A 23,895-nucleotide genomic window follows, 5' to 3' on the forward strand; every position below is an offset into this window, starting at 1 on the left:
CCATGACCGAGGGCGGGAAGCACACGACGGAGACCGGGAAACCGCCGGCCGAGGACGGGAAGCACAGCGGCGGGGCCGGCGAGCGGACGGCGGCCGGGAGCGCGGGAGCCGCCGCGGTGAGCAGGGCCCGGGCCGCGACGGAGGCAGCCGTCGGCGGCAGGGGGAGCGGCCCCGCAGCGGGCCCGGCGGCGGACGGCCCGGTGGGGACCGCCGCGGATGACGGCCCGGACGACGCGGTGGACGACCGGGCCCGGCGGTTCGCGGCGTACCGCGGCTCGGCGCGGACGCTGTCCGGCGAGCGTCCACCGGAGACGATCGCCGAGCGGCTGGCCCGCCTGACGGCCGACGCCCGCGACGTGTACGACCTCGACGACTGGCCGGACTTCTACGGCGACGCCGACAGCGTCGTCGGCGAGCTGGAGCGCCGGACCGCCGACGCCCTGGGCACCGCGGCCGCCGTGTTCTTCCCGACCGGCACGATGGCGCAGCAGGTGGCGCTCCGCTGCTGGGCCGGCCGCACGGGCAACGCGACGGTCGCCGGCCACCCGCTGTCCCACCTGGAGGTCCATGAGCGCGACGCCTATGCGGTGGTCAGCGGGTTGCGCATGGTGCATCCGACGAGCGCCCCGCGCCTGGCGACGGCCGACGAGATCTACGACCTCCAGGAGCCGTTCGGCACCCTCGCCATCGAACTCCCGCTGCGGGACGCCGGATACGTCCTCCCCAGCTGGGAGGAGCTGGAGTCGGCGGTCGCCGCGGCGCGGGACCTGGACGCGGTGGTGCACTTCGACGGCGCCCGGCTGTGGGAGAGCGCTCCGCACTTCGGCCGGTCGCTCCCGGAGATCGCCGCCCTGGCGGACAGCGTCTACGTCTCCTTCTACAAGTCGCTGGACGGTATAGCGGGCGCCGCCCTGGCGGGCACCGAGGAGTTCGTCGCGGAGGCCCGCGCCTGGCGGCACCGCTACGGCGGCCAGTTGTTCCAGCAGTGGCCGACCGCACTCGCCGCCCTGGCCGGACTGGACCGCGAACTGCCCCGGCTTCCGGAGTACGTCGCCCATGCCAAGGTCGTCGCGCGGGCCTTGCGGGAGGGCCTGGCCGAGGCCGGCGTGCCCTGGTTCCGGGTGCACCCCGAGGAGCCGCACACCCATGAATTCCAGGTATGGCTGCCGCACCCACCGGAGGTCCTGACCGAAGCCGGCACCCGCCAGGCGGAGGAAACCCGGACGACGCTGTTCCGCAAGTGGTACGAGCCCGGTTCGGCCGGACCGCCCGGCGTGGCAATGACGGAGGTGACGGTCGCGTCCCCCGCACTGGAGTGGACAGCGGAGGAGATACGCACGGCGGTGGGCGACTTCGTCCGACGCATCGACGGGTGACCCGCTCAGGCGTCGACCGGACCCGCGTTGCACGCTTCCGCGACGGCGGTTGCGGCACGGTTCGAGCCCGCGCGGTGGCTGCCCCGGCTCTCGGCGGGCGGCTGTCCGGGGCCCGGCCAGGTCGCTACGGCAGTGCGGCCGTCCAGGGGCCGGGCGCGGCGGGCCAGCAGTGCCGCGGCCCCTCGTAGGAGCCGCCCGTCGCGTCCCCACCAGCGCTCCGCGGGATCCGTGACCACGGCCTGGAAGCGGCGCCACTGCTGGATCTCGCGAGCGGTACGGACGGTGGCCTCACCCGGTGCGGGCGGGGCGGCCTCGCCTCGCTGGGCGGCGCGGTAGCTGTCGAGGAGGTGTTGCTGCGTGGTGTCCATGGCCCTCACTGTGGGGCGGCCCAACGGCCCCTGGCGCGTCGATTGACGAGAGCCGTCAATCGACGACGCTGCAGGTCACGGCCTCACGCATGATGGACACATGGCCAACGTCATCGACATCACCGGGCTGCCGCTGGAACGCGTCGTCTTCGCGCCCTCTCCGCTGGCCGAGTTGGGCGCGGCGCTGCACGCGCTGTCCGAGCCGGGTCACCACCCCGGGCTGCACGGCTGGGTCACCGCGACCAACGCCGGGCTGAAGACCGACCTCGCGGACCGGCTGTGCGAGGCGGACTTCCTGTGGCGGTCCGCCCGCTCGGACATCCTGCTGCCCACCCGCCCCGGAGCGACGCTGGCCGAGGAACTGGACGAGCTGGACAAGATCGACGACGAGCGGTTCGTGGCCGCCGCCTTCGAGATCACCTGCTCGCCCAAGTACACCCGTCCGACGCCGTCGCCCCTGGTCAACGAGGGCGAGCGGGCGCGCGTACGGGAGATGGCGGCGGCCCGCGGCCCGCGGCAGGCGGCGTTCACGGACCGGATGCTGACCGACCCCGACGGCCTGCGGGTGTGGCTGCGCCGCCTCTTCGAGGACTGCGAGGAAGCGTTCTTCGGGGACATCTGGCGGCGGGTGAGCATCCAACTCGCCGCCGACGCCCGGCACAAGACCGAGCTGCTGCGTCGCAGGGGCCTGGCCGAAACGCTGACCGCGACCTCGTTGGCGCTGACGCTGGACGAGGCCCAGGACGGCAGCGGCACCACCCGCATCCTGGTCGACAAGCTGGCCAGCGGCCATACGACTGGGTTCGCCGACCCCGCCGATCCCGGTGTCACCTTCCTCCCGACGTCCTTCGGCTGGCCGCATCTGCTGTTCAGCCACGCCCCCGGCTGGCGCCCGGTGCTCCAATACCCGGTGGCCAGCCCGGAGTTGCCGGCCCCCGCCGCGCTGGATCTCGTCCAGCAGCGGCTGGAGGCGCTCGGCCACCCGATGCGGATGCGACTGTGCCGCAGCCTGTCGCGGGGTCCGCACACGACGGGGGAGCTGGCGACCGCGTTCGGCATCACGGCCCCGGAGGTGTCACGGCACATCGCGGTACTGAAGAAGGCGGGGCTGGTGCAGACCCGGCGCCGCGGGCGCTACGTCCTGCACCAGCTGGACCTCCAGGTGGTGGCCCGGCTGGGCAGCGACTTCCTTGAGGGCGTACTGCGCTGAGGGGCGTACCGCGCCGAGGGGGCGTACCGCGCCCCCGGTCAGTTCTCCTGTAAGAACTTCTTGGCCAGGGCGTCTCCGCGGCTGACCGCGTCGGCGTGGTTCTCGATGGGCGATGCCTGCGAGTTCTTGAACAGCACGTAGGTGACGCCCGAATCCGCGCCGCCGGTCTCCGGGTTCGGGTCGATGCCCAGCCCCTTGGCGGCCGCGTAGGACGCCTCCCCGATGATCTTGTTGGGGCCGGTGTCACCGACGACGGCGTACTCGACCTGGTTGTTGTAGATGATGGCGACCACACCGCCGCCCTTGATGCCCGCGGACTGGTAGTTCCAGATGCCGCTGGCGCTGGGCACCACGACGTAGGGCAGCTTCGCGGCGTTCAGGGGCTTGCCGTCGGACTGGGGGAACGCGGTGTCGTCCTGGAACCAGGGGTCGGTGTCGGCGTTGCACTGCGCGGTGATCTGCCCGTCGCAGTCGACGTCCATGTCGGCCTTCCAGAAGACGGCGCCGTTCTTGCCGCAGACCGGGACGGTGGCCGGGGTCCCCTCGTCGGTGCTGTATTTGCCGTTCGACAGCTGCGTACAGTCCTTGAGCTTGGCGAGCAGTTGGGCCGCGGAGACCGAGCCTTCCTGGAGCGCGGCGTGCGGGGCGGCGCGGTGGGCGGCCGGCTGGGCGGTGGCGGGAAGCGCCGCGGCGGCGAGGAGTGCGGCGCCGGAGGCGGTGGCGAAGGCAAGCATGCTTCTGCGCACGGGAAATCCTTCTGTTAGGAAAGTTTCCTTACCGCGCGCCAATCTGCTCTTGTTTACGTGTACGCGTCAACATGCGTATCGGCCACCCTCGCCCCCCGCCGCACGGACCGGCCGAAACCCGTGGCAGGGCCGGGCCGTTCCCGTGGCAGCACCGGGCCGAACCCACGGCAAGGCCACACCAATTCCGTGGCAGGACCAGGCCGATCCGTGGCAGGACCGGCCCCCGGTCGGCCCCGCTACGCTCCGGCGCCCCCGGCCCGGACCAGCCCCGTCTCGTACGCCAGCACCACCGCCTGCACCCGGTCCCGCAGGCTCAACTTCGTCAGGATCCGGCCCACATGGGTCTTGACCGTGGCCTCGGACAGCACCAGCCGCGCCGCGATCTCACCGTTCGACAGCCCCTGCGCGACCAACAGCAGCACCTCCCGCTCACGGTCGGTCAGCCGCCCCAGCTCGGGCCGCGCGGGCTCACCGGAGGTGGCGGGCAGCATCGGCGTGAAGCGGTCCAGGAGGCGGCGGGTGGTGGACGGCGCGACGACCGCGTCCCCGCTGTGCACCGCCCGGATCGCGGCGAGGAGCTCGTTCGGCGGCACGTCCTTGAGCATGAAGCCGCTGGCTCCGGCCTTCAGCGCGGAGAAGGCGTACTCGTCCAGGTCGAAGGTGGTCAGGATGAGGACCTTCGGGGCGCCCTCCTGCTGTCCGCCCCCGCAGATCCGGCGGGTGGCCTCGACACCGTCGAGGTTCGGCATCCGGACGTCCATGAGGATCACGTCCACCTCGGCGGTCCGCAGCACCTCCAGGGCCTGCGCCCCGTCGCCCGCCTCGGCGACGACCTCCATGTCGGGTTGTGCGGCCAGCACCATCCGGAAGCCGGTGCGCAGCAGCACCTGGTCGTCGACGAGCATCACGCGGATGGTCATGGCAGGGAGATCCCTTCACGGGTCGGCTGGGGCGGACGAGGCGGAAGCGCAGGGGGCCGCGACAGCGAACAAGGTGGAGACGAGCCGGTCGGAGACGAACCGGCCGGAGACGGACGAGGCCGGAGCGCCTGGCGTGCCACCGTACGGGACCGCGGCGAACAGCATCGGTCCGCGCGTCGCCGAGCCGCCCGGAAGCGCCGACCCGCAGGGCACCGCGAAATGACGAAACCGGCCGCGCGACAACCAGCCGTACGACAACCAGCCGCCCGCCGGCCGACCGCCCGGCGGCCCGTCCCCCGGCCCGACCGCCCATCCGGCAGCACGACCGACGGGACGACCGATGGCACGACCGACGGGACGACCGACGCGGCAACCAGCCGACTCACCGCTCCGCCTTGAGCGGCAGCACGGCGTTGACCCGGAAGCCGCCGCCCGGCCGCGGCCCGGCGTCGAGGATCCCGCCGACCATGCCGACCCGCTCGCGCATACCGATCAGGCCGTGGCCGAGCCCGTCCGCACCGCCCGACTCGTACAGCTCGTGCTGCGCGCCCCGGCCGTCGTCCTCGACGAGCAGATCGAGGTCGTCGGCCCGGTAGGTGAGGCGGACGGTGGCGCTGACGTCGGGGCCGCCGTGCTTGCGGGTGTTGGTCAGTGCTTCCTGGACGATGCGGTACGCGGTCAGCTCGACGCTGCTGGGCAGCGGGCGCGACTCACCGACCACCCGGAAGTCGACCGGCAGCCCCGCGCCCCGGACCTGGTCGATGAGGTCGGCGAGCTGCTCGACGCCGGGCTGCGGCACGTACTCCCCGCCCTCGGCCTGCTCGCCGGTGCGCAGCACGCCCAGCAGCCGGCGCATCTCGGCCAGTGCCTGCCGGCCGGTGCCGGAGATCGTCTCCAGCGCCTGGCGGGCCTGCTCGGGCGCGGCGTCGAGGACGTAGGCGGCGCCGTCGGCCTGGACGACCATCACCGAGACGTTGTGCGCAACGACGTCGTGCAGCTCACGGGCGATCCGGGCACGCTCGGCCGCGACCGCGATCCGCGCCTGGGCCTCGCGCTCCTTCTCCAGGCGGCTGGCCTTCTCCTCCAGTTGGGCCCAGTAGGCACGGCGGGTGCGTACCGAGTCGCCGAGCACCCAGGCCAGCACGAACGGCACGGTGAGCAGCACCGTGAAGAAGACCACCGCCCACACCGGCAGGGCGACGGGGCCGTCCCGGAAGCGCAGCTGGGACAGGCCGGGGGCGATCAGGGCGCCGACCAGTGCGAAGCGTGAGGCCCAGCGGCGGGCCGAGGTCTCGGAGGCGACGGTGTAGATGATCACCAGCAGCGCGAAGTCGCCCGGGTTGGGCGGGATGTCGAAGATCAGCTGGCCGACGCCGAGGGCGGTGGCCAGCAGCAACATCTTGACCGGGTACTTCCGGCGCAGGGCGACGACCAGGCACAGGCCGGTGCTGAAGAACAGGCCGACGAGCTTGCCTTCAAGGCCCGACCGGGAGATGACCCACAACCCGTTGAACCCGAAGAGGAGGAAAGCCCAGAAGCTGTCCACCCCCGTCGGGTGCCTGCGGAAGAAGTCATAGAGGCGCTGCACGTAACCCAGCGTAGGCAGCCCGGACGGGCTGCGGAGTCAACCGGAGGGGCGATCCTCTTCAGTGGGGCCTACTCCCCTAGGTGGAGGCCCCATGCGCCAATTGTGTCGCCCCCGGGGTTGACCCGTGATCACGCGATGCGGAAGCCCGCGTACCGGGCCCCGGAAAACGCCCCCGAACAGGGCTTTTCATTCCCGCCCCGCCTCATACCGCAGGCCGACCGCCGCACCACGGGTCGCCCCCTCGCACCGCGAACCGTCCCCCGTACCGTGGTGCACGTGACGAGAGAGGGACGTGGGTACGTGGCGAACGAGCACCGGCACACCCGACGGGCCGCGGCCGACGACCACCGCCCCGCCGGACCGGCCGCGCCCGGCACCCCCGACCCCGGCCACCCCACCCGCCCCGAGCCTCCCGCCGACGCACCCCACGACACCCCCGGCGCCACCTGGCGCGGCTGGCGGGAGGCGACCGAGCGGGCGCTCTACGGACCCGACGGCTTCTACACCCGCCCCGGCGGCCCCGGCCCCGCCGGCCACTTCCGCACCTCCGTGCACGCCTCCCCGCGGTTCGCCGACGCCGTCGCCACCCTCCTCCGCCGGGTCGACACCGCACTCGGGCACCCCGGCGAGCTGGCCCTGATCGACGTCGGCGCGGGCCGCGGCGAGCTGCTGAGCGGCGTACTGGCCGCCCTGCCCGACGACGTGGCCGCGCGCACCCGCCCGTACGCCGTCGAACGCGCCGCGCGCCCCCAGGGCCTCGATCCCCGGGTCACCTGGCTCGCCGAACTCCCCGCAGCGGACTCGCTCACCGGCCTGCTCTTCGCCAACGAATGGCTGGACAACGTCCCGGTGGACATCGCCGAGACGGACGCCGACGGGGTGCCGCGCCGCGTCGAAGTACGGGCCGACGGCACGGAACGGCTGGGCGCACCGGTCGACGGCCCGGACGCGGAGTGGCTCGCCCGTTGGTGGCCGTCGGCCGCACCGGAGGCCGCCGACCCCGCCCCCGGACTGCGCGCCGAGATCGGCCGCCCCCGGGACGCCGCGTGGGCGCGCGCCGTCCGCACCCTGCGCGCCGGGCTGGCGGTCGCCGTCGACTACGCCCACGACCGCGCCGACCGCCCGCCCTTCGGCACCCTCACCGGCTTCCGGGCGGGCCGCGAGGTCCGCCCCGTCCCGGACGGCAGCTGCGACCTCACCGCACACGTCGCGCTGGACGCCTGCGCCGGACCCGGCGCCGAGACGCTGACCCAGCGTGCCGCGCTGCACGCCCTGGGTGTGGCCGGCCGGCGCCCGCCGCTGTCCCTGGCCACCACCGACCCGGCCGGCTACCTGCGGGCGCTCGGCGCGGCCGGTGCCGCCGCGGAACTGACCGATCCGGTCGGCCTGGGCGGTTTCGGCTGGCTGCTGGAGCCGGTCGGCGGCACCGCCTGTGCCGGTCTGCTCACCTCCGGCGGCACCGCCTGACCTCCCTGGCCCGCCCCTTGAGCGGGCCCGGTCCACACCACGGACCGCCCCCCTCCGCATCGTTCCGCCCTGCGACACTGTCTGCATGACGGAGACGACGGTCGGCATCGGCGGCGCGGCGGAGAGCACCGACATGGTGCTGAACATCGGCCCGCAGCACCCCTCCACGCACGGCGTGCTGCGGCTGCGCCTCGTCCTGGACGGCGAGCGCATCCGGCACGCCGAGCCGGTGATCGGCTACATGCACCGCGGCGCCGAGAAGCTCTTCGAGGCCCGCGACTACCGCCAGATCATCATGCTCGCCAACCGCCACGACTGGCTGTCGGCGTTCTCCAACGAGCTGGGCGTGGTGCTCGGCGTCGAGCGGATGCTCGGCATGGAGGTCCCCGAGCGCGCGGTGTGGACCCGGACGCTGCTCGCCGAGCTGAACCGCGTCCTGAACCACCTGATGTTCCTCGGCTCGTACCCGCTGGAGCTCGGCGGCATCACCCCCGTCTTCTACGCCTTCCGGGAGCGCGAGGAGCTCCAGACCGTCATGGAGGAGATCTCCGGCGGCCGGATGCACTACATGTTCAACCGCGTCGGCGGCCTCAAGGAGGACCTGCCCGCCGGTTGGCTCGGCCGGGCCCGGCAGGCCGTCGCCGACGTCCGCTCCCGTATGGACGTCTTCGACGACCTGGTCCTCGGCAACGAGATCTTCCGCGGCCGCACCCGCGGCATCGGCGTGCTGAGCCGTGCGGCGGTCCACGCCTACGGCGTCTCCGGGCCGCTCGCCCGCGCCTCCGGCGTCGACTTCGACCTGCGGCGCGACGAGCCGTACCTCGCGTACGGCGACCTCCAGGACACCCTCCAGGTGGTCACCCGGGAGGAGGGCGACTGCCTGGCCCGCTTCGAGTGCCTGCTGGCGCAGACCCACAACTCCCTGGACCTCGCCGACGCCTGCCTGGACCGGATCGCGGAACTCCCGCCCGGCCCGATCAACCAGCGGCTGCCCAAGGTCCTCAAGGCCCCCGAGGGCACGACCTACTCCTGGACCGAGAACCCGCTCGGCATCAACGGCTACTACCTGGTCTCCAAGGGCGAGAAGACCCCGTACCGCCTCAAGTTGCGCTCCGCGTCGTACAACAACATCCAGGCGCTGACGGAACTCCTGCCGGGGACCCTGGTGGCCGACATGGTCGCCATCCTGGGGTCGATGTTCTTCGTGGTGGGGGACATCGACAAGTAGCCGGGGCACCGCGGACGTCGGCGCGTCGATGTCCGCATCGACGTCCGCGTCAACGTCGCACCGGCACCGCATCGACGTCGCGCCGGGGGCGAATCGCAGGCGCACCGGCGGCGCGGAGCACGCACCGGCGGGCGCCCGCGCGCACAGCATGACGGCGGGGAGTCCCTCCACAGGTTGTGGACGAACTCCCCGCCGTTCGCTGTGTCCGCGGTCTTCCCGCGCTCAGGAGATGGCGCTGCGCAGTTCGGCGAGATCGAGCTGTTCGGTCTCGTCGTGCGCGGTCAGGTCGATGACCTCACCGGCGCCGTGCGTCGTCTCCCCGTCGGTGGTCGCGCCACCGGACGCCGCGCCGTGGGACGGCTCGTCGCCGTCCGCGGCGGCGGTCCCGTCGGCGGCCGGCGGAAGCGCCGCGCGGGCCTCCGCACGCGCCGACTGCTCGGCGACCGCCTCGTCGCCGACGACGTCCGCCAGGTCCTCCTCCAGCGGGGCGGCCAGCTGGTGGTGCGGCACGTTGGTGTTGCCGAAGAAGTCGAAGCCGCCCAGCGTGCGGGGCACGGCCGGGCGGGGCGGGGCGATCGCGGCGGCGGCCGGCACCGGGCGGAGCTCGGGTCCGCCCACCCCCTGCGCGACGGCCGCCCCGGTCTTCCCCTGGGCGTCGGCCTCGGGCTTCCCCTGGCCGGTCGCCTCGGACTTCCCCTGGGCGTGCGTGCCGTCCTGGCCGGAGCCCTGGGCGGCGGTGCGCTGCCGGGCGGCGTTGCGGGCCAGCTCGCGCAGGGCCCGGTCCGCCTGCGCGAACGTGGCGACCGGACGGGCCGCGGAAGGGTCGTCCGCGCCCTGGGCGGCCGGTGCGGGGCGGCCGCCGCCGGTCGCCGGCTCGCGCCGGGCCGGGACGAGCTCGCCGCCGGAGGACGACTGCCCGGCCTCGATGGCGAGCAGCCGACGGCCCTCCAGGGCACTGGCCCGCTCGGTCTCGGCGGTGGCGTAACGGCGCAGCAGGGCGGCGTGTTCGCTGCGCAGTCTGGCGAGTTCGGCGCGCTTGGCGCGGAGTTTGGCGTCCAGGGCGGCGCGGATCTCGCGCGACTCCTCGACGTCCGTCTCCAGTTCTGCGACCCGCTCCTCGGTGCGCCACTCGTCCCGCGCCCGGGCCCGGGTCAGCTCGGCGACCCGCTTGCCGGCCTTGCGGTCCCAAGTGCGCAGCAGGACGGCGCCGGTGACCGCGGCGGCCGCGGCACCGGCGGCGAGCACCCGTTGCACGAGGTCGTCGCCGACGAACCATGCGCCCGTGGCGCAGGCAAGTGACGCACCGGCGACCGTCGTGGGAGGAAGCAGCCGGTGGAGGGGTGGGGAATGGCGGTGGCGTCCTCGTGGCATGGCCAGAAACTTACCGTGCGTGCGAGACCTATGGGGCCCCGCATACGGATCCGTTTCCCGCTGGTTACTTCTTGACCAGTCCCTTGGACTCCAAATACGCCTGCGCCACATCGGCGGGCTTCAACCGCTCGGCATCGACCTTGCGGTTCAAGTTGATCAAGTCCTCGGTCGTGAGCACGCTCGTGATCTTGTTGAGAGCGGTCTCGATCTCCTTGCCGCCGGCCTTCTCTGCATTCAGCACCGGCACCACATTGTCGGCGTTCTGCAGCTTCTTGTCGTCCTGGAGAAGCACCAGTCCGAAGTTGTCGAGAGTGGCGTCCGTGGTCGTGGTGAGCACCAGTTGGTCGGTGCCGTCCTTGACCGCCTGCTTGGCCTGCGGGGTCCCCACGCCCTTGGGATCGATGCTCTCGACGGCGATGCCGTAGGTGTTCTCCAGGCCGGGCTTGCAGAACACCCGCGTCTCGCACTCCTCGCCCGCGGCGAGTTTGACCTTCTCCTTCGAACGCCCCAGGTCGGAGAGTGTCTTCAGCTTGTGCTCGGCGGCGAATTCCGCTGTGACCGCGAACGCGTTCTGGTCGGTGGCCGCGCCCGCCGTCAGCACCTTCAGACCGCGCGGCTCGGCGAGCTTCTTGAGCTCCGCCACCGTCTTGCCGATGTCGCTGGACGCCACGGGCTTCGCCTTGGCGCCGTTCTTCTTCGCGTTGAGGAATTCCGCGAGGGTGGAGGCATATTCCGGAACGACGTCGATCTGGCCCTTCTCCAGGGCCGGTTCATACAGCTCGCGATTGGTCAGCGTCTGCACCCGCGGCTGGTAACCGGCATCGGCGAGGACCCGCGAATAGATCTCGGCGAGCACCTTCGACTCGGTGAAACCGGCCGAGCCGATGACGATCTCGCCCTTCCCGCCGCCCTTGCTCCGGCCGCCCTTCTCCTCCAGGCTCTGCCCGCCGCACGCGGCCAGCCCGATCGCCAGCGCCACCACGGTCCCGGCGGCGAGCGCGGTACGCACCGCGCGTGCTGTGCTGCTCATGGAATTCCACTCCATCCGTTCGGATCAGGTCGGTTGAGACGTCTCGGTCCGGCTCCGGGCCGGGGCCGGGGTCTTCGCGGGCTGCCCGCGCCGCCGCCCCCGCATCGGGTCGAAGGCGCGGTCCACCAGCACCAGCGCCCCCTCCACCACCAGGGCCAGCAGCGCCACCAGCACCGCTCCGGCGACCACCTGCGCGGTGTCGTAATTGCCGAACCCGGCGGTGATGATCCGGCCCAGCCCCCCGCCACCGGCCAGCGCGGCCAGCGTCGCCGTGGCCACCACCTGGACCGCGGCCGACCGCAGGCCCGTCATGATCAGCGGATAGGCGAGCGGTATCTCCACCCGCCGCAGCAGCTGCGGGCCCGACATCCCCATCCCCCGGGCCGCCTCGACCACATCGCGGTCCGCCTCCCGGATACCCAGATAGACGTTGGTCAGCAGCGGCGGCACCGCGAACAGCACCAGCGCGATGACCGTCGGCCAGTCACCGTGCGTCCCCAGCGGGCTCAGCGTCAGCAGCACCAGGACCGCGAACGTCGGCACCGCGCGCCCCACATTGGAGACGTTGACCGCCAACGCCCCGCCCTTGCCGATGTGGCCCAGCCACAGCGCCACCGGCAGCGCTATCAGGCAGGACAGGAGCAGGCACAGCCCGCTCAGCCAGAGGTGCTCGCCGAGGCGGTGCCACACCCCTTTCTCCCCCGCCCAGTTGGCGGCCGTGGCCAGCCACTGCCAGGCCCCCGTGATCGCGTCCACGCTCACCCCACCGCCTTCGCCACGGCCGCCCCGCGCCGCATCCGGCGCCCCCCGGACCGCGCCCGCGTCCACGGCGTCAGCAGCCGCTGCAGCCCCAGCAGGAGTAGGTCCGCCACCAGCGCCAGCAGCACGCACAGCACCGACGCGGTCAGCACCTCCGCCTTGAAGAAGCCCTCCATGCCGCTGGCTATCAGATTGCCCAGCCCGCCGTAGCCGACGACCGAGCCGATCGTCGTCATCGCCACCGTCGAGACCGTGGCGATCCGCACGCCCGCCACCAACGCGGGCAGCGCGAGCGGGAGTTCCACCTCGAACAGCAGCCGCGCCGGGCCGTACCCCATCCCGCGGGCGGCCTCCCGCACCTCGGCGGGCACCCCCTCCAGGCCGGCGAGGATGTTGCGCACCAGGATCGTCAGCGAATACAGCACCAGGCCCGTGACGACCACCGCCGGAGAGACCCCGAAGACCGGGGTCAGCAGCGCGAACATCGCCAGCGACGGCACCGTGTACAGCACCGTCGTCAGCCCCAGGACCGGCCCCGCGACGCCCCGCCGGTGCCGGGCCAGCAGCGCCAGCGGAAAGGCGACCAGCAGCCCGAGCAGCACCGACACCACCGTGATGCCGACGTGCTGGAGCGTGGCGTCCACCAACTCCTGGCTCCGGGTGCGGAGGTACTCCCCGCAGATCCAGTCGTTGCGCTCCAGGCAGCCGGGCCCGCCGCCCTGCGCCATGGCCTGAGCGCTCGTCAGCACCTCCGCCGCACGCGTCGGCACCTCCACCGCCGTCACCTCCCCCGCTCGCCGATACCGTGGTGACTGTCTGCGACCCTAACCCCCACCACTGACAATCACCTCGGCCCGGCATCCACCCGCAACACCGCGTTCACGGCACCCGCGCACGGCACGTACACAATGGGGGCCGTCCACACAGGGGGAATTCATGATCCGCTTCGAGCACGTCACCAAGCGCTACGCCGACGGCACTACGGCCGTCGACGACCTCTCCTTCGAGGTCGCCAAGGGCGAACTCATCACCCTCGTCGGCCCGTCGGGCTGCGGCAAGACGACCACGATGAAGATGGTGAACCGGCTCATCGAGCCCACCAGCGGCCGGATCCTCCTCGACGGCGAGGACATCGCCGAAGCCGACCCCGTCGAACTCCGCCGGCGCATCGGCTACGTCATCCAGCAGGTCGGGCTCTTCCCCCACAAGACCGTGCTGGACAACACCGCCACCGTCCCGCACCTCCTCGGCCGGCCGCGCAAAGCGGCCCGGACCCGCGCCGCCGAACTCCTCGACCTGGTCGGCCTGGACCCGTCCGTCTACGGCGACCGCTACCCCGACCAGCTCTCCGGCGGCCAGCGCCAGCGCGTCGGCGTGGCCCGCGCACTCGCCGCCGACCCGCCCGTGCTGCTGATGGACGAGCCCTTCGGCGCCGTCGACCCGGTCGTCCGCGAGCACCTCCAGAACGAGTTCCTGCGGCTGCAGTCCACGCTCCACAAGACGGTCCTCTTCGTCACCCACGACATCGAGGAGGCGGTCCGGCTCGGCGACCGCATCGCCGTCTACGGCACCGGGCGGATCGAGCAGCTGGACACCCCGGCGACGGTCCTGGGCGCCCCGGCGACCCCGTACACCGCGGAGTTCGTGGGCGCCGACCGCGGCCTGAAGCGCCTCGCGGTCACCCCCGTCGAGGCCGCCGACCTCGACGAGCCCCCGGTGGTCCGCCTGGACGACCCGGCCTCCCGGGCCGTCGACGCGCTCTCCACCGCCGACGCCCCCTGGGCCGTCGTCCTGGACGCCGAAGGAGCGCCGTACGGCTGGGTGGCGGCCGACGCGCTCACCGACACCTCCGGCCCCGCCGCGGACCGGTCCACCACCGTCCGGGGCCTGGCCCGCCCGATGCCCGCCGCCGTACCGCTCGGCACCCCGCTCCGGCAGGCGCTCAGCACCCTGCTCCAGCACGACGCGGGCTGGCTCGCGGTCCTCGACGGCGACCGCTACCGGGGCGTCCTCACGCCCGCCGGGCTGCACGGCGCCCTGCGCCGTGCCACCACCGCGGACGCCGCCGACCTCCCGCGCGATGAGGTCGCCCTGGACACCGTCCCGAGCGTCTGAACCACCCGCGGCCCGGCCGGACCGGCACGACCCGGCCGGCGCGGCGTCACGCCCGCGCGGCCCCGGGGTCGTCGTCCCCGTCGTCGCCCTCGGGCAGCTTGCAGACCCGCTCCAGGAAGATCGCCGCGGCGATCACCCCCGCACCGGCGAGCACCGAGAGCCCGGCGTACACCGCCTGGGTGCGGCGCGCGTCGTCCACGCCCGACAGCAGCAGGAAGACCCCGACGCCGCCGTAGAGCCCGGCGACCAACGCCGCCACCAGGGCACTCGCCTGGCCGAAGACCACCGCACGGGCGGCCACCAACGGGTCGACGCCCTTCGCGTCGGGCTGCCGCTCGCGCTGCGCCCGCAGTCGGGACCGCAGGGAGAGCGCGGTGGCGGCGAGCACCACGGCGATCAACGCCAGCACGATCGGCGCCGCCACCGGCACGCCGGGCAGCGTGCCGAACGAGTCCCACAGCCGGGCACCCGCCCAGGCCAGGATCCCGGCCACCACGAACAGCCCGACCAGGACCTTGATCCGTAGCTGCTTCACCGAGCGATCGCCCCTCGCACCGTCCCGGCCATCCCTGCTGCGATGACCGAGTCCGCCTCATGGCCGCACCTCTCGGTGCGGCCGCCGTATCCGTCCGGCCGTCCGCGCACGCGTGAGCGCGCCACCGCGACGTCCACACGCCAGTACATCAGCGCATGCGGCGTCCCGGGCGCATTGCCGCCGTAAGCGACCGGCCCGCAACCCTAACGACTACTCGGGCAGCCGCAGTTCCAGGTCCGCCCGGTGGTTCACGCCCTCGATGCCGACCCCGGCCAGCAGGGCGGCCACCGCGCCACGGCCCGGAACCTCCGCCTCCGGGTCGATGTCGTGCCACGGCACCAGGACGAACGCCCGCTCGTGGGCGCGCGGGTGCGGCAGCGTCAGCCGCGGGTCGTCGGAGACCACGTCCTGGTAGGCGAGGATGTCGACGTCGATCGTGCGCGGACCCCAGCGCTCGTCCCGCACCCGCTCGAAGGCTTCCTCGATGGCGTGCCCGCGCTCCAGGAGGGACTCCGGCGGCAGCGTCGTCTTGATCAGCACCACGGCGTTGAAGTACGCGGGCTGCGAGGCGGGGTCGACGCCCCACGGCTCGGTCTCGTAGACCGGGGAGACGGCCTTGACCCGGACGCCCGGGGTGTCCTCCAGCGCGTCGATGGCGCCCTGCAGCGTCTCCAGGCGGTTGCCGAGGTTGCTGCCCAGCGAGATGACCGCGCGCTTGGGGTTGGAGAGCGTGACGTCCGCCGCGTCCACCTGCTCCACCACCGAGGCGGGCACCGGCTGGACGGTCGGGTCGTTGACGGATGCTGCGTGGGAGGTGCGGGAGGTGGCGGGGGCCGGCTGCTGGGTAATTTTCATACTCGGCTCCGAGTGATGGTGATGGTCACGTCATCGAAGGGGACGGTGATCGGTGCGTCCGGCTTGTGGACCACCACTTCCACCTCCTGCACCCCCTCGTGCTTCAGGCACTGGTCGGCGATGCGCTCCGCCAAGGTCTCGATGAGGTCGACGGGCTCGCCTTCGACGACGGCCACCACCTCCTCGGCGACGATGCCGTAGTGGACGGTCTTCGCGAGATCGTCGGAGGCTGCCGCAGGGCGGGTGTCCAGGCCGAGCACCAGGTCGACGATGAAGGTCTGGCCCTCCTCGCGTTCCCGGGGGAACACCCCGTGGTGCCCTCTGGCCTTCAGCCCACGCAGCGCGACACGATCCACGCGAATCACTCCCACTGGTTCGGCGGCGCCCCTGGCGCCACTGTTCGTCGGATTCGGGCAGGCGCCAGAAGTCGGTCGGCGACACTGCCCCATTCGAATCTACCTGCGAGCACCGACAGCACTCGCCCATGGGGGCTATGGACAAGGCCCCGTTCTCCTGCTAGGCCGCGTCGCGCGGGCAGCCTTGCACAGCACGGGAGATCGTCCGCGCGGCCTCTTACCCGCGCACGCCCGCCCCACCCCTACCCATGCCGCACTTGGCTCGAACGGGTGCGCCCCACCCGGGGCGCTGACACCGGGCGCACCAGCTCGCGCGCCCGGCGGCGCGGCGCTTGTGAAGCCACTCACATGTCCGCGGACTGGGATGCGGGCGAGGCTACGGACGGGGCCGCGGGCGGGAATTCACAGCCGCCCGGCCGGCCCGTTCTCCTCGTCCTCGTCGGCGTCGTCGTCCCCGTCGTCGTCCTCGCGGTCCGCGAGCACCGGCGAGCCGTGGTGCGACCAGACCCGCCAGCCGTCCTCGGTCCGCTTGAAGACGTTGGTCGCCACGACCAGTTGGCCGATCAGCGGCCCCACGGAGCCGTCGTCCTCGGCGGGGCCGCCGCTGAGGATGTTCTCCGTGCAGGTGACCAGCGCGGTGTCGCCGATGACGTCGATCTCCACATCGGTCAGGAAGAACTGGATGTACTCGGTGTTCGCCATGATCAGCGCGTACGAACGGAGCACCTCCCCGCGCCCGCGCAGCACCGGCCACCCCGGGTGGACCACGCTCACCTGACCGTCCAGCCACAGATCGGACAGCGCCTCGTGGTCGCCTCGCTCGATGGTCTCGTACAGCGCGGTGTTCGCCTGCTCGACCTGCTCGATGTCCGTCCGTGGGCCCAACCCGCTCACTTCGTCCCCGTCGTCGTCGCCGTACCGCTCGCCCGCACCGCGCCGGACGCCCCGGCACCCCCGGCCGGCCGCGTCGCGCCCTCGACGGCACGGGCCACCCGCACCGCGTCCGCGCTCGCCCTGACCTCATGCACCCGCACCGCCCAGGCCCCCTCTCGCGCCACGATCGCCGACACCGCCGCCGTCGCGGCATCCCGCTCCCGGGCCGGCGGTGGAGCGGCACCCTCGCCGCCTGCCAGCACCCTGCCCAGGAACCGTTTCCTCGATGCGGCCACCAGCAGCGGCCGGCCAAGCGCCCGCAGCCGCCCCAGCTGGGCGACCAACGCCAGGTCGTGCCCGGCCTCCTTGGCGAAGCCCAGCCCGGGGTCGACGACGATCCGCTCCGGGTCCACCCCGCCGGCGATCGCGCGCTCCACGCTCCTCGCCAACTCGTCGACCACCTCGCCGACGACGTCCGCATAGACCGCCCGGTTGTTCATGTCGATCGACTGGCCGCGCCAGTGCATCACCACGAACGGGACGTGGTGGGCGGCGACCACCGGCACCATCGCCGGGTCGGCCAGGCCCCCGCTCACGTCGTTGACCAGACACGCCCCCGCCTCCACGGCCTGCTCGGCCACCGTGGCGCGCATGGTGTCCACGGACACCACCACGCCCGCCGCGGCCAGCTCCCGGACCACCGGGATGACCCGGCGCAGCTCCTCGGCGGCGTCCACCCGGGGCGCACCGGGGCGGGTCGACTCGCCGCCGACGTCCACGATGTCGGCGCCCTGGGCCACCAGGTCCAGACCGTGTTTGACGGCCAGCTCGGTGTCGAACCAGTCGCCGCCGTCGGAGAACGAATCGGGCGTCACGTTCACGACGCCCATCACCGCGCAGCGGTCCCAGTCCGGCAGTCCGGCCACCCGGCCGCGCAAGGTACTCATGGCACCAGCGTAGGCCGTGTGCCGACCGGCCGGATTGCCCCCGCCGACTGCGCGGATCACCCGAGCGCAGCCCCTCGGGGGCGCCCGGTCGGCCCGGCCCCGGCCGGACCGACCGGGACCTCAGGCCACCTTCTCCAGCGCCCCGGCCGCCAGCACCGACTCCTCCATGTGCCCGCACGGCCGCGGCTCGGCGGCCTTCCGGCGGCGCAGCACCCGCGGCAGCTCCAGGTACCCCTCGGCCTGCAACGTCGCCAGGCCGATCCGCGGGATGTCCCGGCTGTTGCGGAACACCACGAACCGCGGCTCCCAGCGTGGCCGGAACTTGTCGTTGAACTTGTACAGCGACTCGATCTGGTACCAGCGGGACAGGAAGATCAACATGCCCCGCCAGACCCGCAGCACCGGCCCCGCGCCCAGCTTCTCGCCACGCTCCAGCGACGAGCGGAACACCGCGAAGTTCAGCGACACCTGCGCGATCCGCAGCTCCGGCGCCGCCTGCAGCGCCGCCACGATCAGCAGCTCGTTCATCCCCGGGTCGGCACTGCGGTCCCGCCGCATCAGCTCCAGCGAGATCCCGTCGCGCCCCCACGGGACGAAGTGCTGCATCGCCTTGAGGTCCCCGAACGGGCCCGGCTCCTCGCCCTCGGCCGGCGCCAGGTGCGCGGTGGCGATCACCGCGTCACCGTCGGCCACGGCGTCGATCCGGCCCAGCGCCATGGAGAAGCCGCGCTCGGTGTCGGTGTCCCGCCAGGCGTCCGCCGCCTTCTGGATACGGGCCAGCTCCTCCGGATCCAGGTCGCGGACCCGCCGGACCCGGGTCTCGTAGCCGTTCCGCTCGATGCGCTTGACCATCTGCCGCACATTGCGCATCGACCGGCCGGTCAGGGTGAAGTCGGCGACGTCCACGATCGCCTCGTCGCCCAGCTCCAGCGCGTCCATCCCGGTCTCCCGGGTCCACACCTGGCCGCCGGTCTCACTGCACCCGGTGACCGCCGGGGTCCAGGAGTGCGCCCGCGCCTCCTCCATGAAGCGCTCGATGGCGCCCGGCCACGCCTCGACGTCCCCTATCGGGTCGCCGCTGGCCAGCATCACCCCGGAGATCACCCGGTAGCAGACCGCGGCCTTGCCGGACGGCGAGAACACCGCGCCCTTGTCCCGGCGCAGCGCGAAGTAGCCCAGCGAGTCCCGGCTGCCGTGCTTGTCCAGCAGCTCCCGCAGCCGCTGCTCGTCCTCGTCCGTCAGCCGGGCCGCGGGGTGCTCCGGGCGGAAGGCGAGATACGCGGTGGTGGCCACGGTCAGCAGGCCCAGCGCACCGAGCGAGTAGCCCACGGTGTAGTCCACGCCGTTGGTGTAGGCGACCGGCCCCTCGAAGCCGAAGAGCCCCCACAGCACGTGCTCGGCGCGCTCCCCGAACGACGGCGAGCCGACGATCTTGTGCGGGTGGGAGCTGACGATCACCATGCCGAGGGCGAAGCTGACCCCGCCCAGGACGACGAGGTTGGCCACCGCCTTCCAGCGGCTGCGCGGATCGGGCAGCGCAGCGAACTCCCGCCGGTGCCGGATCAGGAACCCCAGCAGCACCAGCGACAGCACCGCCCCGAAGACCGAGTGCCGGTACACCAGCTGGGCGGCGATCCCCACCGGCAGCAGCGCCACCGCCGCCACCCAGGCCCGCCGCTTGCGCCGCTTGAGCCCGTGGGCCAGGAGCAGCAGCAGGATGCCGACGACGAGCGAGGCGGAGGCCGCCAGCGGGCTCACCGCGCCCGGCAGCACCTCGGCCACCGCGTGCACCCGGCTGTGCCGAAAACGCGGGAACATCCCGGACACCAGATTCAGCAGGCCGACCACTGCTCCGGCCGTGCCGACCAGCCCCGGTACCGATGCGGGCCGTGGGCCGCGGAGCCAGCGTGGCGCAGACCACGCAACCTTCTCCGACTTTTCGCCATCTAGCCTGTCAGACATCACTTTCCCGTCGCCCCGGTCGAGAGAACGTGCGAGCCTCAGTCGCAGCATCTGGACTTATGCGCCCTGTATGACGGCGTCTCAGGGCTCGGGGTTCCATTTGCGGTCCGGATGGCCCGGCCGCCCGGAAGAAAGCACCACATGGGTCTCACCAGCAAGAAAGTGCTGCTTCTTGCCGTTCTCGTCGCGGTGGCACTGTTCGTTCTCACGATCTGGCTCTGGCCGCGGCTCTCCAAGGGCAACTGGCGCGCAGTGCTCGGCCGCATCGGTCTGCTCTTCGCGACGCAGCTCTCGCTCTTCGCAGCCATCGGCCTCTTCGCCAACAACAGCTTCGGCTTCTACGCCTCCTGGGCCGACCTCTTCGGCCAGGAGCAGGAGCCGGGCGTGGTCACGAACTACAAGACCACCCCGAACGGCACCAACCTCAAGATGCTGGGCACCGAGCGCCTGAGCATCCAGGGCGCCTCCGTCCCGGCGACCGCCGGCCGGCTGGACAAGGTCCTCGTCCGCGGCGAGAAGTCCAAGATCGCCAGCCCGGCGTACGTCTACCTGCCGCCGCAGTACTTCCAGAGGGCGTACGCGCACAAGAAGTTCCCGGCGGCGGTGATCCTCACCGGCTACCCGGGCACCGCCGAGGCGCTCTACAAGAAGCTGCACTACCCGCAGACCCAGTACGACCTGCTCCAGCAGAACCGCATCCAGCCGACCGTCCTGGTGATGATGCGCCCGACCGTGGCCCCGCCCCGGGACACGGAGTGCGTGGACATACCCAACGGCCCCCAGACCGAGACGTTCTTCGCCCACGACCTGCGCCACGACATCAGCGGCGAGTACCGCGTCGGCAAGGACGCCAAGAGCTGGGGCATCATGGGCGACTCCACCGGCGGCTACTGCGCCCTGAAGCTGACCATGCGCAACCCCAAGGCGTACTCCACCGCGGTGTCCCTCTCCGGCGACTACAAGGCGCCGATCGACGCCACCACCGGCGCCCTCTTCGGCGGCAGCAAGCAGCTGGAGCGGGAGAACGACCTCCACTGGCGGCAGAAGCACACACCCGCTCCCCCGGTGAACCTGCTGGTCACCAGCAGCAAGCACGGCGAGAGCAACTACAAGCCCACCCTGAAGTTCATCGAGGGCACCAAGTCGCCCTCCACCGTCTCGTCGATCATCCTCGACAGCGGCGGCCACAACTTCAACACCTGGCGCCGGGAGATCCCGTCCGCCCTGGCGTGGATGGGCGGCCACCTCAAGGCCTGACCAGGCCCCTCACAGCCCGGGAGCGGCCCGGGGCCACGGCGGACTGCCGTGGGCCCCGGGCCGCTCTCCGTTGCGGGCCGTGGCGCCCCTCAGGGCACCCGAAGCGGGCCCCTGGCGTCAGCGGGCCAGTATCAGGCTCATCGCCTCGGCCCGCGTCGCGGGATCGCGCAGCTGCCCGCGCACCGCGGACGTCGTCGTCTTCGCCCCCGGCTTCCGCACCCCGCGCATGGTCATGCACATGTGCTCGCACTCGATGACCACGATCACCCCGCGCGGCTCCAGGATCTTCATCAGGGAGTCGGCGATCTGCGTGGTCAGCCGCTCCTGGACCTGCGGGCGCCGGGCGAACACATCGACCAGCCGGGCCAGCTTGGACAGCCCGGTGATCTTCCCGTCGGTGGACGGGATGTAGCCGACGTGGGCCACCCCGACGAACGGGACCAGGTGGTGCTCGCAGTTCGACACCACCTCGATGCCCTTGACCAGCACCATCTCGTCATGGCCGAGGTCGAAGGTGGTGGTCAGCACGTCCTCGGGCTTCTGCCACAGACCGGCGAAGAGCTCCTTGTACGCCCGGGCCACCCGCGCCGGCGTCTCCAGCAGCCCCTCACGGTCGGGGTTCTCGCCCACCGCGATGAGCAGCTCTCGCACGGCATTCTCGGCCCGCTTCTCGTCAAACGTGCCGATCGCGCCCTCGACGTCCAGCGTCACAGGGTCCGTCATTGGTGCCTCGTTCCTTCTGGGCCCGCTCGAAAACGCGGAATGCCGCGCCCCCCAGGCTAAAACCTCGGGGGGCGCGGCGTGTATTCCGGGGCCTTGCGGCCCGTCGGCTCAGCTCTCCGGACGCGGTTCCTCGGGCGTCTCCGCCTTGTCCATGGAGACCGCCGACGCCGCGGAGCCGTTGGCCGGGGCCAGCTCCTTGGGCGACAGCACCGGCGGGCGGGTCGAGGGCGTACGACGCGAGGAGCCGGTCCACGCCGGGCGGGCCGGACGCTTCACGATGTGCTTGAAGACCTCGGCGATCTGCTCCTTGTTCAGGGTCTCCTTCTCCAGGAGCTCCAGCACGAGGTTGTCGAGCACGTCGCGGTTCTCGACCAGGATCTCCCACGCCTCGTTGTGCGCGGTCTCGATGAGCTTCTTGACTTCCTCGTCGACCAGCGCGGCGACCTCTTCGGAGTAGTCGCGCTGGTGAGCCATCTCACGGCCCAGGAACGGCTCGGAGTTGTCCGAGCCGAACTTGATCGCGCCGAGCCGCTCGGTCATGCCGTACTGCGTGACCATCGCGCGGGCGGTGGCGGTCGCCTTCTCGATGTCGTTGGCGGCACCCGTGGTCGGGTCGTGGAAGACCAGCTCCTCCGCCGCGCGGCCGCCCAGCATGTACGCCAGCTGGTCGAGCATCTCGTTGCGGGTGGTGGAGTACTTGTCCTCGTCGGGCAGGACCATGGTGTAGCCCAGGGCCCGACCGCGGGACAGGATCGTGATCTTGTGGACCGGGTCGGAGTTCGGCGAAGCCGCCGCGACCAGGGCGTGTCCGCCCTCGTGGTACGCGGTGATCTTCTTCTCCTTCTCGGACATGATCCGGGTCCGCTTCTGCGGTCCGGCCACGACGCGGTCGATCGCCTCGTCCAGGAAGTGGTTGTTGATCAGCTTCTCGTCGCTCCGGGCCGTCAGCAGGGCGGCCTCGTTCAGGACGTTGGACAGATCGGCACCGGTGAAGCCGGGGGTGCGCTTGGCGACGGCCGAGAGGTCGACGTCCGGCGCGACCGGCTTGCCCTTCTGGTGGACCTTGAGGATCTCCAGACGGCCCTGCAGGTCCGGACGGTCGACGGCGATCTGCCGGTCGAAGCGGCCGGGGCGCAGCAGCGCCGGGTCGAGGATGTCCGGGCGGTTCGTGGCGGCGATCAGGATCACGCCGCCCTTCACGTCGAAGCCGTCCATCTCGACAAGGAGCTGGTTGAGGGTCTGCTCGCGCTCGTCGTGGCCACCGCCGAGACCCGCACCGCGGTGCCGGCCGACGGCGTCGATCTCGTCGACGAAGACGATCGCCGGGGCGTTCGCCTTGGCCTGCTCGAAGAGGTCGCGGACCCGGGAGGCACCGACACCGACGAACATCTCGACGAAGTCGGAGCCGGAGATCGAGTAGAACGGGACGCCCGCCTCGCCGGCGACGGCCCGCGCGAGCAGCGTCTTGCCCGTACCGGGCGGGCCGTAGAGCAGCACACCCTTGGGGATCTTGGCGCCGACGGCCTGGAACTTCGCCGGCTCCTGGAGGAACTCCTTGATCTCGTGGAGCTCCTCGACGGCCTCATCGGCACCCGCGACGTCCGAGAAGGTCGTCTTGGGGGTGTCCTTGGTGATCAGCTTCGCCTTCGACTTGCCGAAGTTCATCACCCGGGAGCCGCCGCCCTGCATCTGATTCATCAGGAACAGGAAGACGACCACGATGAGCACGAACGGGAGCAGCGAGAGCAGCACACCGACGAACGGGTTCTGCTTCGACGGGGCAACGGTGTACCCGTCCTTGATCTCGCCGGTCTGGTACTTGGCCTGCAGGTTCTTCGCCAGGTCGACGCCCTGGTCGCCGATGTAGCTGGCCTGAATCTTGTTGGAGCCGGAGATCTTGTTGTCGCCGGACAGCTCGATCTTGATCTTGTTCTCGTCGCCGGTGGTCAGCTCGGCGGATTTCACCTTGTTGTCAGCGATCGCCTTGACGACCTGACCGGTGTCCACCGTCTTATAGCCGCCGGACGAGCCGACGACCTGCATCAACACGACCACGGCGAGGACGGCCAGCACGATCCACATGACCGGCCCACGGAAGTATCGCTTCACGTCCATCCATACGGAGCCGCGTAAGGCCCCGTCCCTCCTGCCACAGTGAGGCACAACGCCCTCGGGAGGGCTGGTCGTGCGTACGGTGTGTATTACTGGC

The 23,895-nt window shown here is 72.0% G+C and carries 22 protein-coding genes; 6 read left to right on the forward strand and 16 right to left on the reverse strand.

Annotated elements, in window-relative coordinates:
* Positions 1–2: 2 nt before the first annotated feature.
* On the forward strand, positions 3–1,376 hold the full coding sequence (locus CG747_RS28790) for a low specificity L-threonine aldolase (protein WP_257980812.1): 1,374 nt from the start codon (positions 3–5) through the stop codon (positions 1,374–1,376).
* A gap of 5 nt (positions 1,377–1,381) precedes the next feature.
* Here the strand turns inward: CG747_RS28790 and CG747_RS28795 are convergent, their stop codons facing one another.
* Positions 1,382–1,744: a hypothetical protein gene (locus tag CG747_RS28795; RefSeq protein ID WP_100604770.1), complete on the reverse strand. Its 363-nt coding sequence runs from the start codon at positions 1,742–1,744 to the stop codon at positions 1,382–1,384.
* A gap of 100 nt (positions 1,745–1,844) precedes the next feature.
* On the opposite strand from CG747_RS28795, the gene CG747_RS28800 reads away from it, so the two are divergent.
* A complete protein-coding gene (locus CG747_RS28800) occupies positions 1,845–2,954 on the forward strand; it encodes a DUF5937 family protein (protein WP_100604771.1) in 1,110 nt (369 codons plus the stop codon).
* A 38-nt stretch (positions 2,955–2,992) separates the two neighbouring features.
* Here the strand turns inward: CG747_RS28800 and CG747_RS28805 are convergent, their stop codons facing one another.
* The 3 genes from CG747_RS28805 to CG747_RS28815 form a co-directional block, all read right to left on the reverse strand.
* Positions 2,993–3,688: a glycoside hydrolase family 75 protein gene (locus tag CG747_RS28805; protein WP_100604772.1), complete on the reverse strand. Its 696-nt coding sequence runs from the start codon at positions 3,686–3,688 to the stop codon at positions 2,993–2,995.
* 248 nt (positions 3,689–3,936) lie between these two features.
* Entirely contained in the window at positions 3,937–4,620 is a 684-nt protein-coding gene (locus tag CG747_RS28810) for a response regulator transcription factor (RefSeq protein WP_100604773.1), read from the reverse strand.
* A 382-nt stretch (positions 4,621–5,002) separates the two neighbouring features.
* Entirely contained in the window at positions 5,003–6,208 is a 1,206-nt protein-coding gene (locus CG747_RS28815; protein ID WP_100604774.1) for a sensor histidine kinase, read from the reverse strand.
* 276 nt (positions 6,209–6,484) lie between these two features.
* On the opposite strand from CG747_RS28815, the gene CG747_RS28820 reads away from it, so the two are divergent.
* Entirely contained in the window at positions 6,485–7,675 is a 1,191-nt protein-coding gene (locus CG747_RS28820) for an SAM-dependent methyltransferase (RefSeq protein WP_257980813.1), read from the forward strand.
* An 85-nt stretch (positions 7,676–7,760) separates the two neighbouring features.
* Complete coding sequence (locus tag CG747_RS28825; protein WP_100604775.1) at positions 7,761–8,903, forward strand: NADH-quinone oxidoreductase subunit D; 1,143 nt, start codon at positions 7,761–7,763, stop codon at positions 8,901–8,903.
* Positions 8,904–9,125: 222 nt separating this feature from the next.
* On the opposite strand, the gene CG747_RS28830 is transcribed toward CG747_RS28825, so the two are convergent.
* The 4 genes from CG747_RS28830 to CG747_RS28845 form a co-directional block, all read right to left on the reverse strand.
* Positions 9,126–10,274: a hypothetical protein gene (locus CG747_RS28830; RefSeq protein WP_257980814.1), complete on the reverse strand. Its 1,149-nt coding sequence runs from the start codon at positions 10,272–10,274 to the stop codon at positions 9,126–9,128.
* Positions 10,275–10,338: 64 nt separating this feature from the next.
* Positions 10,339–11,304, reverse strand: coding sequence for an ABC transporter substrate-binding protein (locus CG747_RS28835; RefSeq protein ID WP_100604777.1), 966 nt, complete (start codon positions 11,302–11,304; stop codon positions 10,339–10,341).
* A 24-nt stretch (positions 11,305–11,328) separates the two neighbouring features.
* On the reverse strand, positions 11,329–12,060 hold the full coding sequence (locus tag CG747_RS28840; RefSeq protein WP_100604921.1) for an ABC transporter permease: 732 nt from the start codon (positions 12,058–12,060) through the stop codon (positions 11,329–11,331).
* 2 nt (positions 12,061–12,062) lie between these two features.
* A complete protein-coding gene (locus CG747_RS28845; protein ID WP_100604922.1) occupies positions 12,063–12,791 on the reverse strand; it encodes an ABC transporter permease in 729 nt (242 codons plus the stop codon).
* Between the two features lie 208 nt (positions 12,792–12,999).
* Here CG747_RS28845 and CG747_RS28850 point away from each other — a divergent pair, with 208 nt between their 5' ends.
* The gene (locus CG747_RS28850; protein WP_100604778.1) at positions 13,000–14,178 is read left to right on the forward strand and encodes an ABC transporter ATP-binding protein; all 1,179 of its coding nucleotides are present in this window, start codon (positions 13,000–13,002) and stop codon (positions 14,176–14,178) included.
* 46 nt (positions 14,179–14,224) lie between these two features.
* Here the strand turns inward: CG747_RS28850 and CG747_RS28855 are convergent, their stop codons facing one another.
* From CG747_RS28855 to CG747_RS28880, 6 genes are all read right to left on the reverse strand, one after another.
* The gene (locus CG747_RS28855) at positions 14,225–14,713 is read right to left on the reverse strand and encodes a DUF3180 domain-containing protein (RefSeq protein ID WP_100604779.1); all 489 of its coding nucleotides are present in this window, start codon (positions 14,711–14,713) and stop codon (positions 14,225–14,227) included.
* 210 nt (positions 14,714–14,923) lie between these two features.
* The gene (gene folK, locus CG747_RS28860) at positions 14,924–15,568 is read right to left on the reverse strand and encodes a 2-amino-4-hydroxy-6-hydroxymethyldihydropteridine diphosphokinase (protein ID WP_100604780.1); all 645 of its coding nucleotides are present in this window, start codon (positions 15,566–15,568) and stop codon (positions 14,924–14,926) included.
* Positions 15,565–15,924, reverse strand: coding sequence for a dihydroneopterin aldolase (gene folB, locus CG747_RS28865; protein ID WP_016574864.1), 360 nt, complete (start codon positions 15,922–15,924; stop codon positions 15,565–15,567). The genes folK and folB overlap by 4 nt, the downstream gene beginning before the upstream one ends.
* 402 nt (positions 15,925–16,326) lie before the next feature.
* Positions 16,327–16,809, reverse strand: coding sequence for a nuclear transport factor 2 family protein (locus CG747_RS28870; protein WP_100604781.1), 483 nt, complete (start codon positions 16,807–16,809; stop codon positions 16,327–16,329).
* Between the two features lie 5 nt (positions 16,810–16,814).
* Positions 16,815–17,744, reverse strand: a complete 930-nt coding sequence (gene folP / locus CG747_RS28875) for a dihydropteroate synthase (protein ID WP_180985736.1) — start codon at positions 17,742–17,744, stop codon at positions 16,815–16,817.
* Between the two features lie 120 nt (positions 17,745–17,864).
* On the reverse strand, positions 17,865–19,706 hold the full coding sequence (locus CG747_RS28880) for a phosphatidylglycerol lysyltransferase domain-containing protein (RefSeq protein ID WP_100604783.1): 1,842 nt from the start codon (positions 19,704–19,706) through the stop codon (positions 17,865–17,867).
* Between the two features lie 141 nt (positions 19,707–19,847).
* On the opposite strand from CG747_RS28880, the gene CG747_RS28885 reads away from it, so the two are divergent.
* Positions 19,848–20,963, forward strand: a complete 1,116-nt coding sequence (locus CG747_RS28885; RefSeq protein ID WP_100604784.1) for an esterase family protein — start codon at positions 19,848–19,850, stop codon at positions 20,961–20,963.
* Between the two features lie 117 nt (positions 20,964–21,080).
* Here CG747_RS28885 and folE read toward each other — a convergent pair whose 3' ends face one another.
* A complete protein-coding gene (gene folE / locus CG747_RS28890) occupies positions 21,081–21,686 on the reverse strand; it encodes a GTP cyclohydrolase I FolE (RefSeq protein ID WP_100604785.1) in 606 nt (201 codons plus the stop codon).
* Positions 21,687–21,794: 108 nt separating this feature from the next.
* A complete protein-coding gene (gene ftsH, locus CG747_RS28895; RefSeq protein ID WP_100604786.1) occupies positions 21,795–23,801 on the reverse strand; it encodes an ATP-dependent zinc metalloprotease FtsH in 2,007 nt (668 codons plus the stop codon).
* Positions 23,802–23,895 lie beyond the last annotated feature (94 nt).

Origin of the sequence: Streptomyces sp. CB02959, assembly GCF_002803155.1 — a bacterium.
GTDB lineage: Bacteria > Actinomycetota > Actinomycetes > Streptomycetales > Streptomycetaceae > Streptomyces.

What these genes read in the sequence shown, in the direction of transcription:
- CG747_RS28830 (WP_257980814.1), bottom strand. Translation starts at nt 10,274, where the DNA reads ATGCCACGAGGACGCCACCGCCATTCCCCACCCCTCCACCGGCTGCTT.
- folE (WP_100604785.1), bottom strand. Translation starts at nt 21,686, where the DNA reads ATGACGGACCCTGTGACGCTGGACGTCGAGGGCGCGATCGGCACGTTT.
- ftsH (WP_100604786.1), bottom strand. Translation starts at nt 23,801, where the DNA reads ATGGACGTGAAGCGATACTTCCGTGGGCCGGTCATGTGGATCGTGCTG.
- CG747_RS28805 (WP_100604772.1), bottom strand. Translation starts at nt 3,688, where the DNA reads ATGCTTGCCTTCGCCACCGCCTCCGGCGCCGCACTCCTCGCCGCCGCG.
- CG747_RS28835 (WP_100604777.1), bottom strand. Translation starts at nt 11,304, where the DNA reads ATGAGCAGCACAGCACGCGCGGTGCGTACCGCGCTCGCCGCCGGGACC.
- CG747_RS28795 (WP_100604770.1), bottom strand. Translation starts at nt 1,744, where the DNA reads ATGGACACCACGCAGCAACACCTCCTCGACAGCTACCGCGCCGCCCAG.
- CG747_RS28850 (WP_100604778.1), top strand. Translation starts at nt 13,000, where the DNA reads ATGATCCGCTTCGAGCACGTCACCAAGCGCTACGCCGACGGCACTACG.
- CG747_RS28880 (WP_100604783.1), bottom strand. Translation starts at nt 19,706, where the DNA reads ATGTCTGACAGGCTAGATGGCGAAAAGTCGGAGAAGGTTGCGTGGTCT.
- CG747_RS28810 (WP_100604773.1), bottom strand. Translation starts at nt 4,620, where the DNA reads ATGACCATCCGCGTGATGCTCGTCGACGACCAGGTGCTGCTGCGCACC.
- CG747_RS28825 (WP_100604775.1), top strand. Translation starts at nt 7,761, where the DNA reads ATGACGGAGACGACGGTCGGCATCGGCGGCGCGGCGGAGAGCACCGAC.
- CG747_RS28885 (WP_100604784.1), top strand. Translation starts at nt 19,848, where the DNA reads ATGGGTCTCACCAGCAAGAAAGTGCTGCTTCTTGCCGTTCTCGTCGCG.
- CG747_RS28790 (WP_257980812.1), top strand. Translation starts at nt 3, where the DNA reads ATGACCGAGGGCGGGAAGCACACGACGGAGACCGGGAAACCGCCGGCC.
- CG747_RS28845 (WP_100604922.1), bottom strand. Translation starts at nt 12,791, where the DNA reads ATGGCGCAGGGCGGCGGGCCCGGCTGCCTGGAGCGCAACGACTGGATC.
- folK (WP_100604780.1), bottom strand. Translation starts at nt 15,568, where the DNA reads ATGAAAATTACCCAGCAGCCGGCCCCCGCCACCTCCCGCACCTCCCAC.
- folP (WP_180985736.1), bottom strand. Translation starts at nt 17,744, where the DNA reads ATGAGTACCTTGCGCGGCCGGGTGGCCGGACTGCCGGACTGGGACCGC.
- CG747_RS28800 (WP_100604771.1), top strand. Translation starts at nt 1,845, where the DNA reads ATGGCCAACGTCATCGACATCACCGGGCTGCCGCTGGAACGCGTCGTC.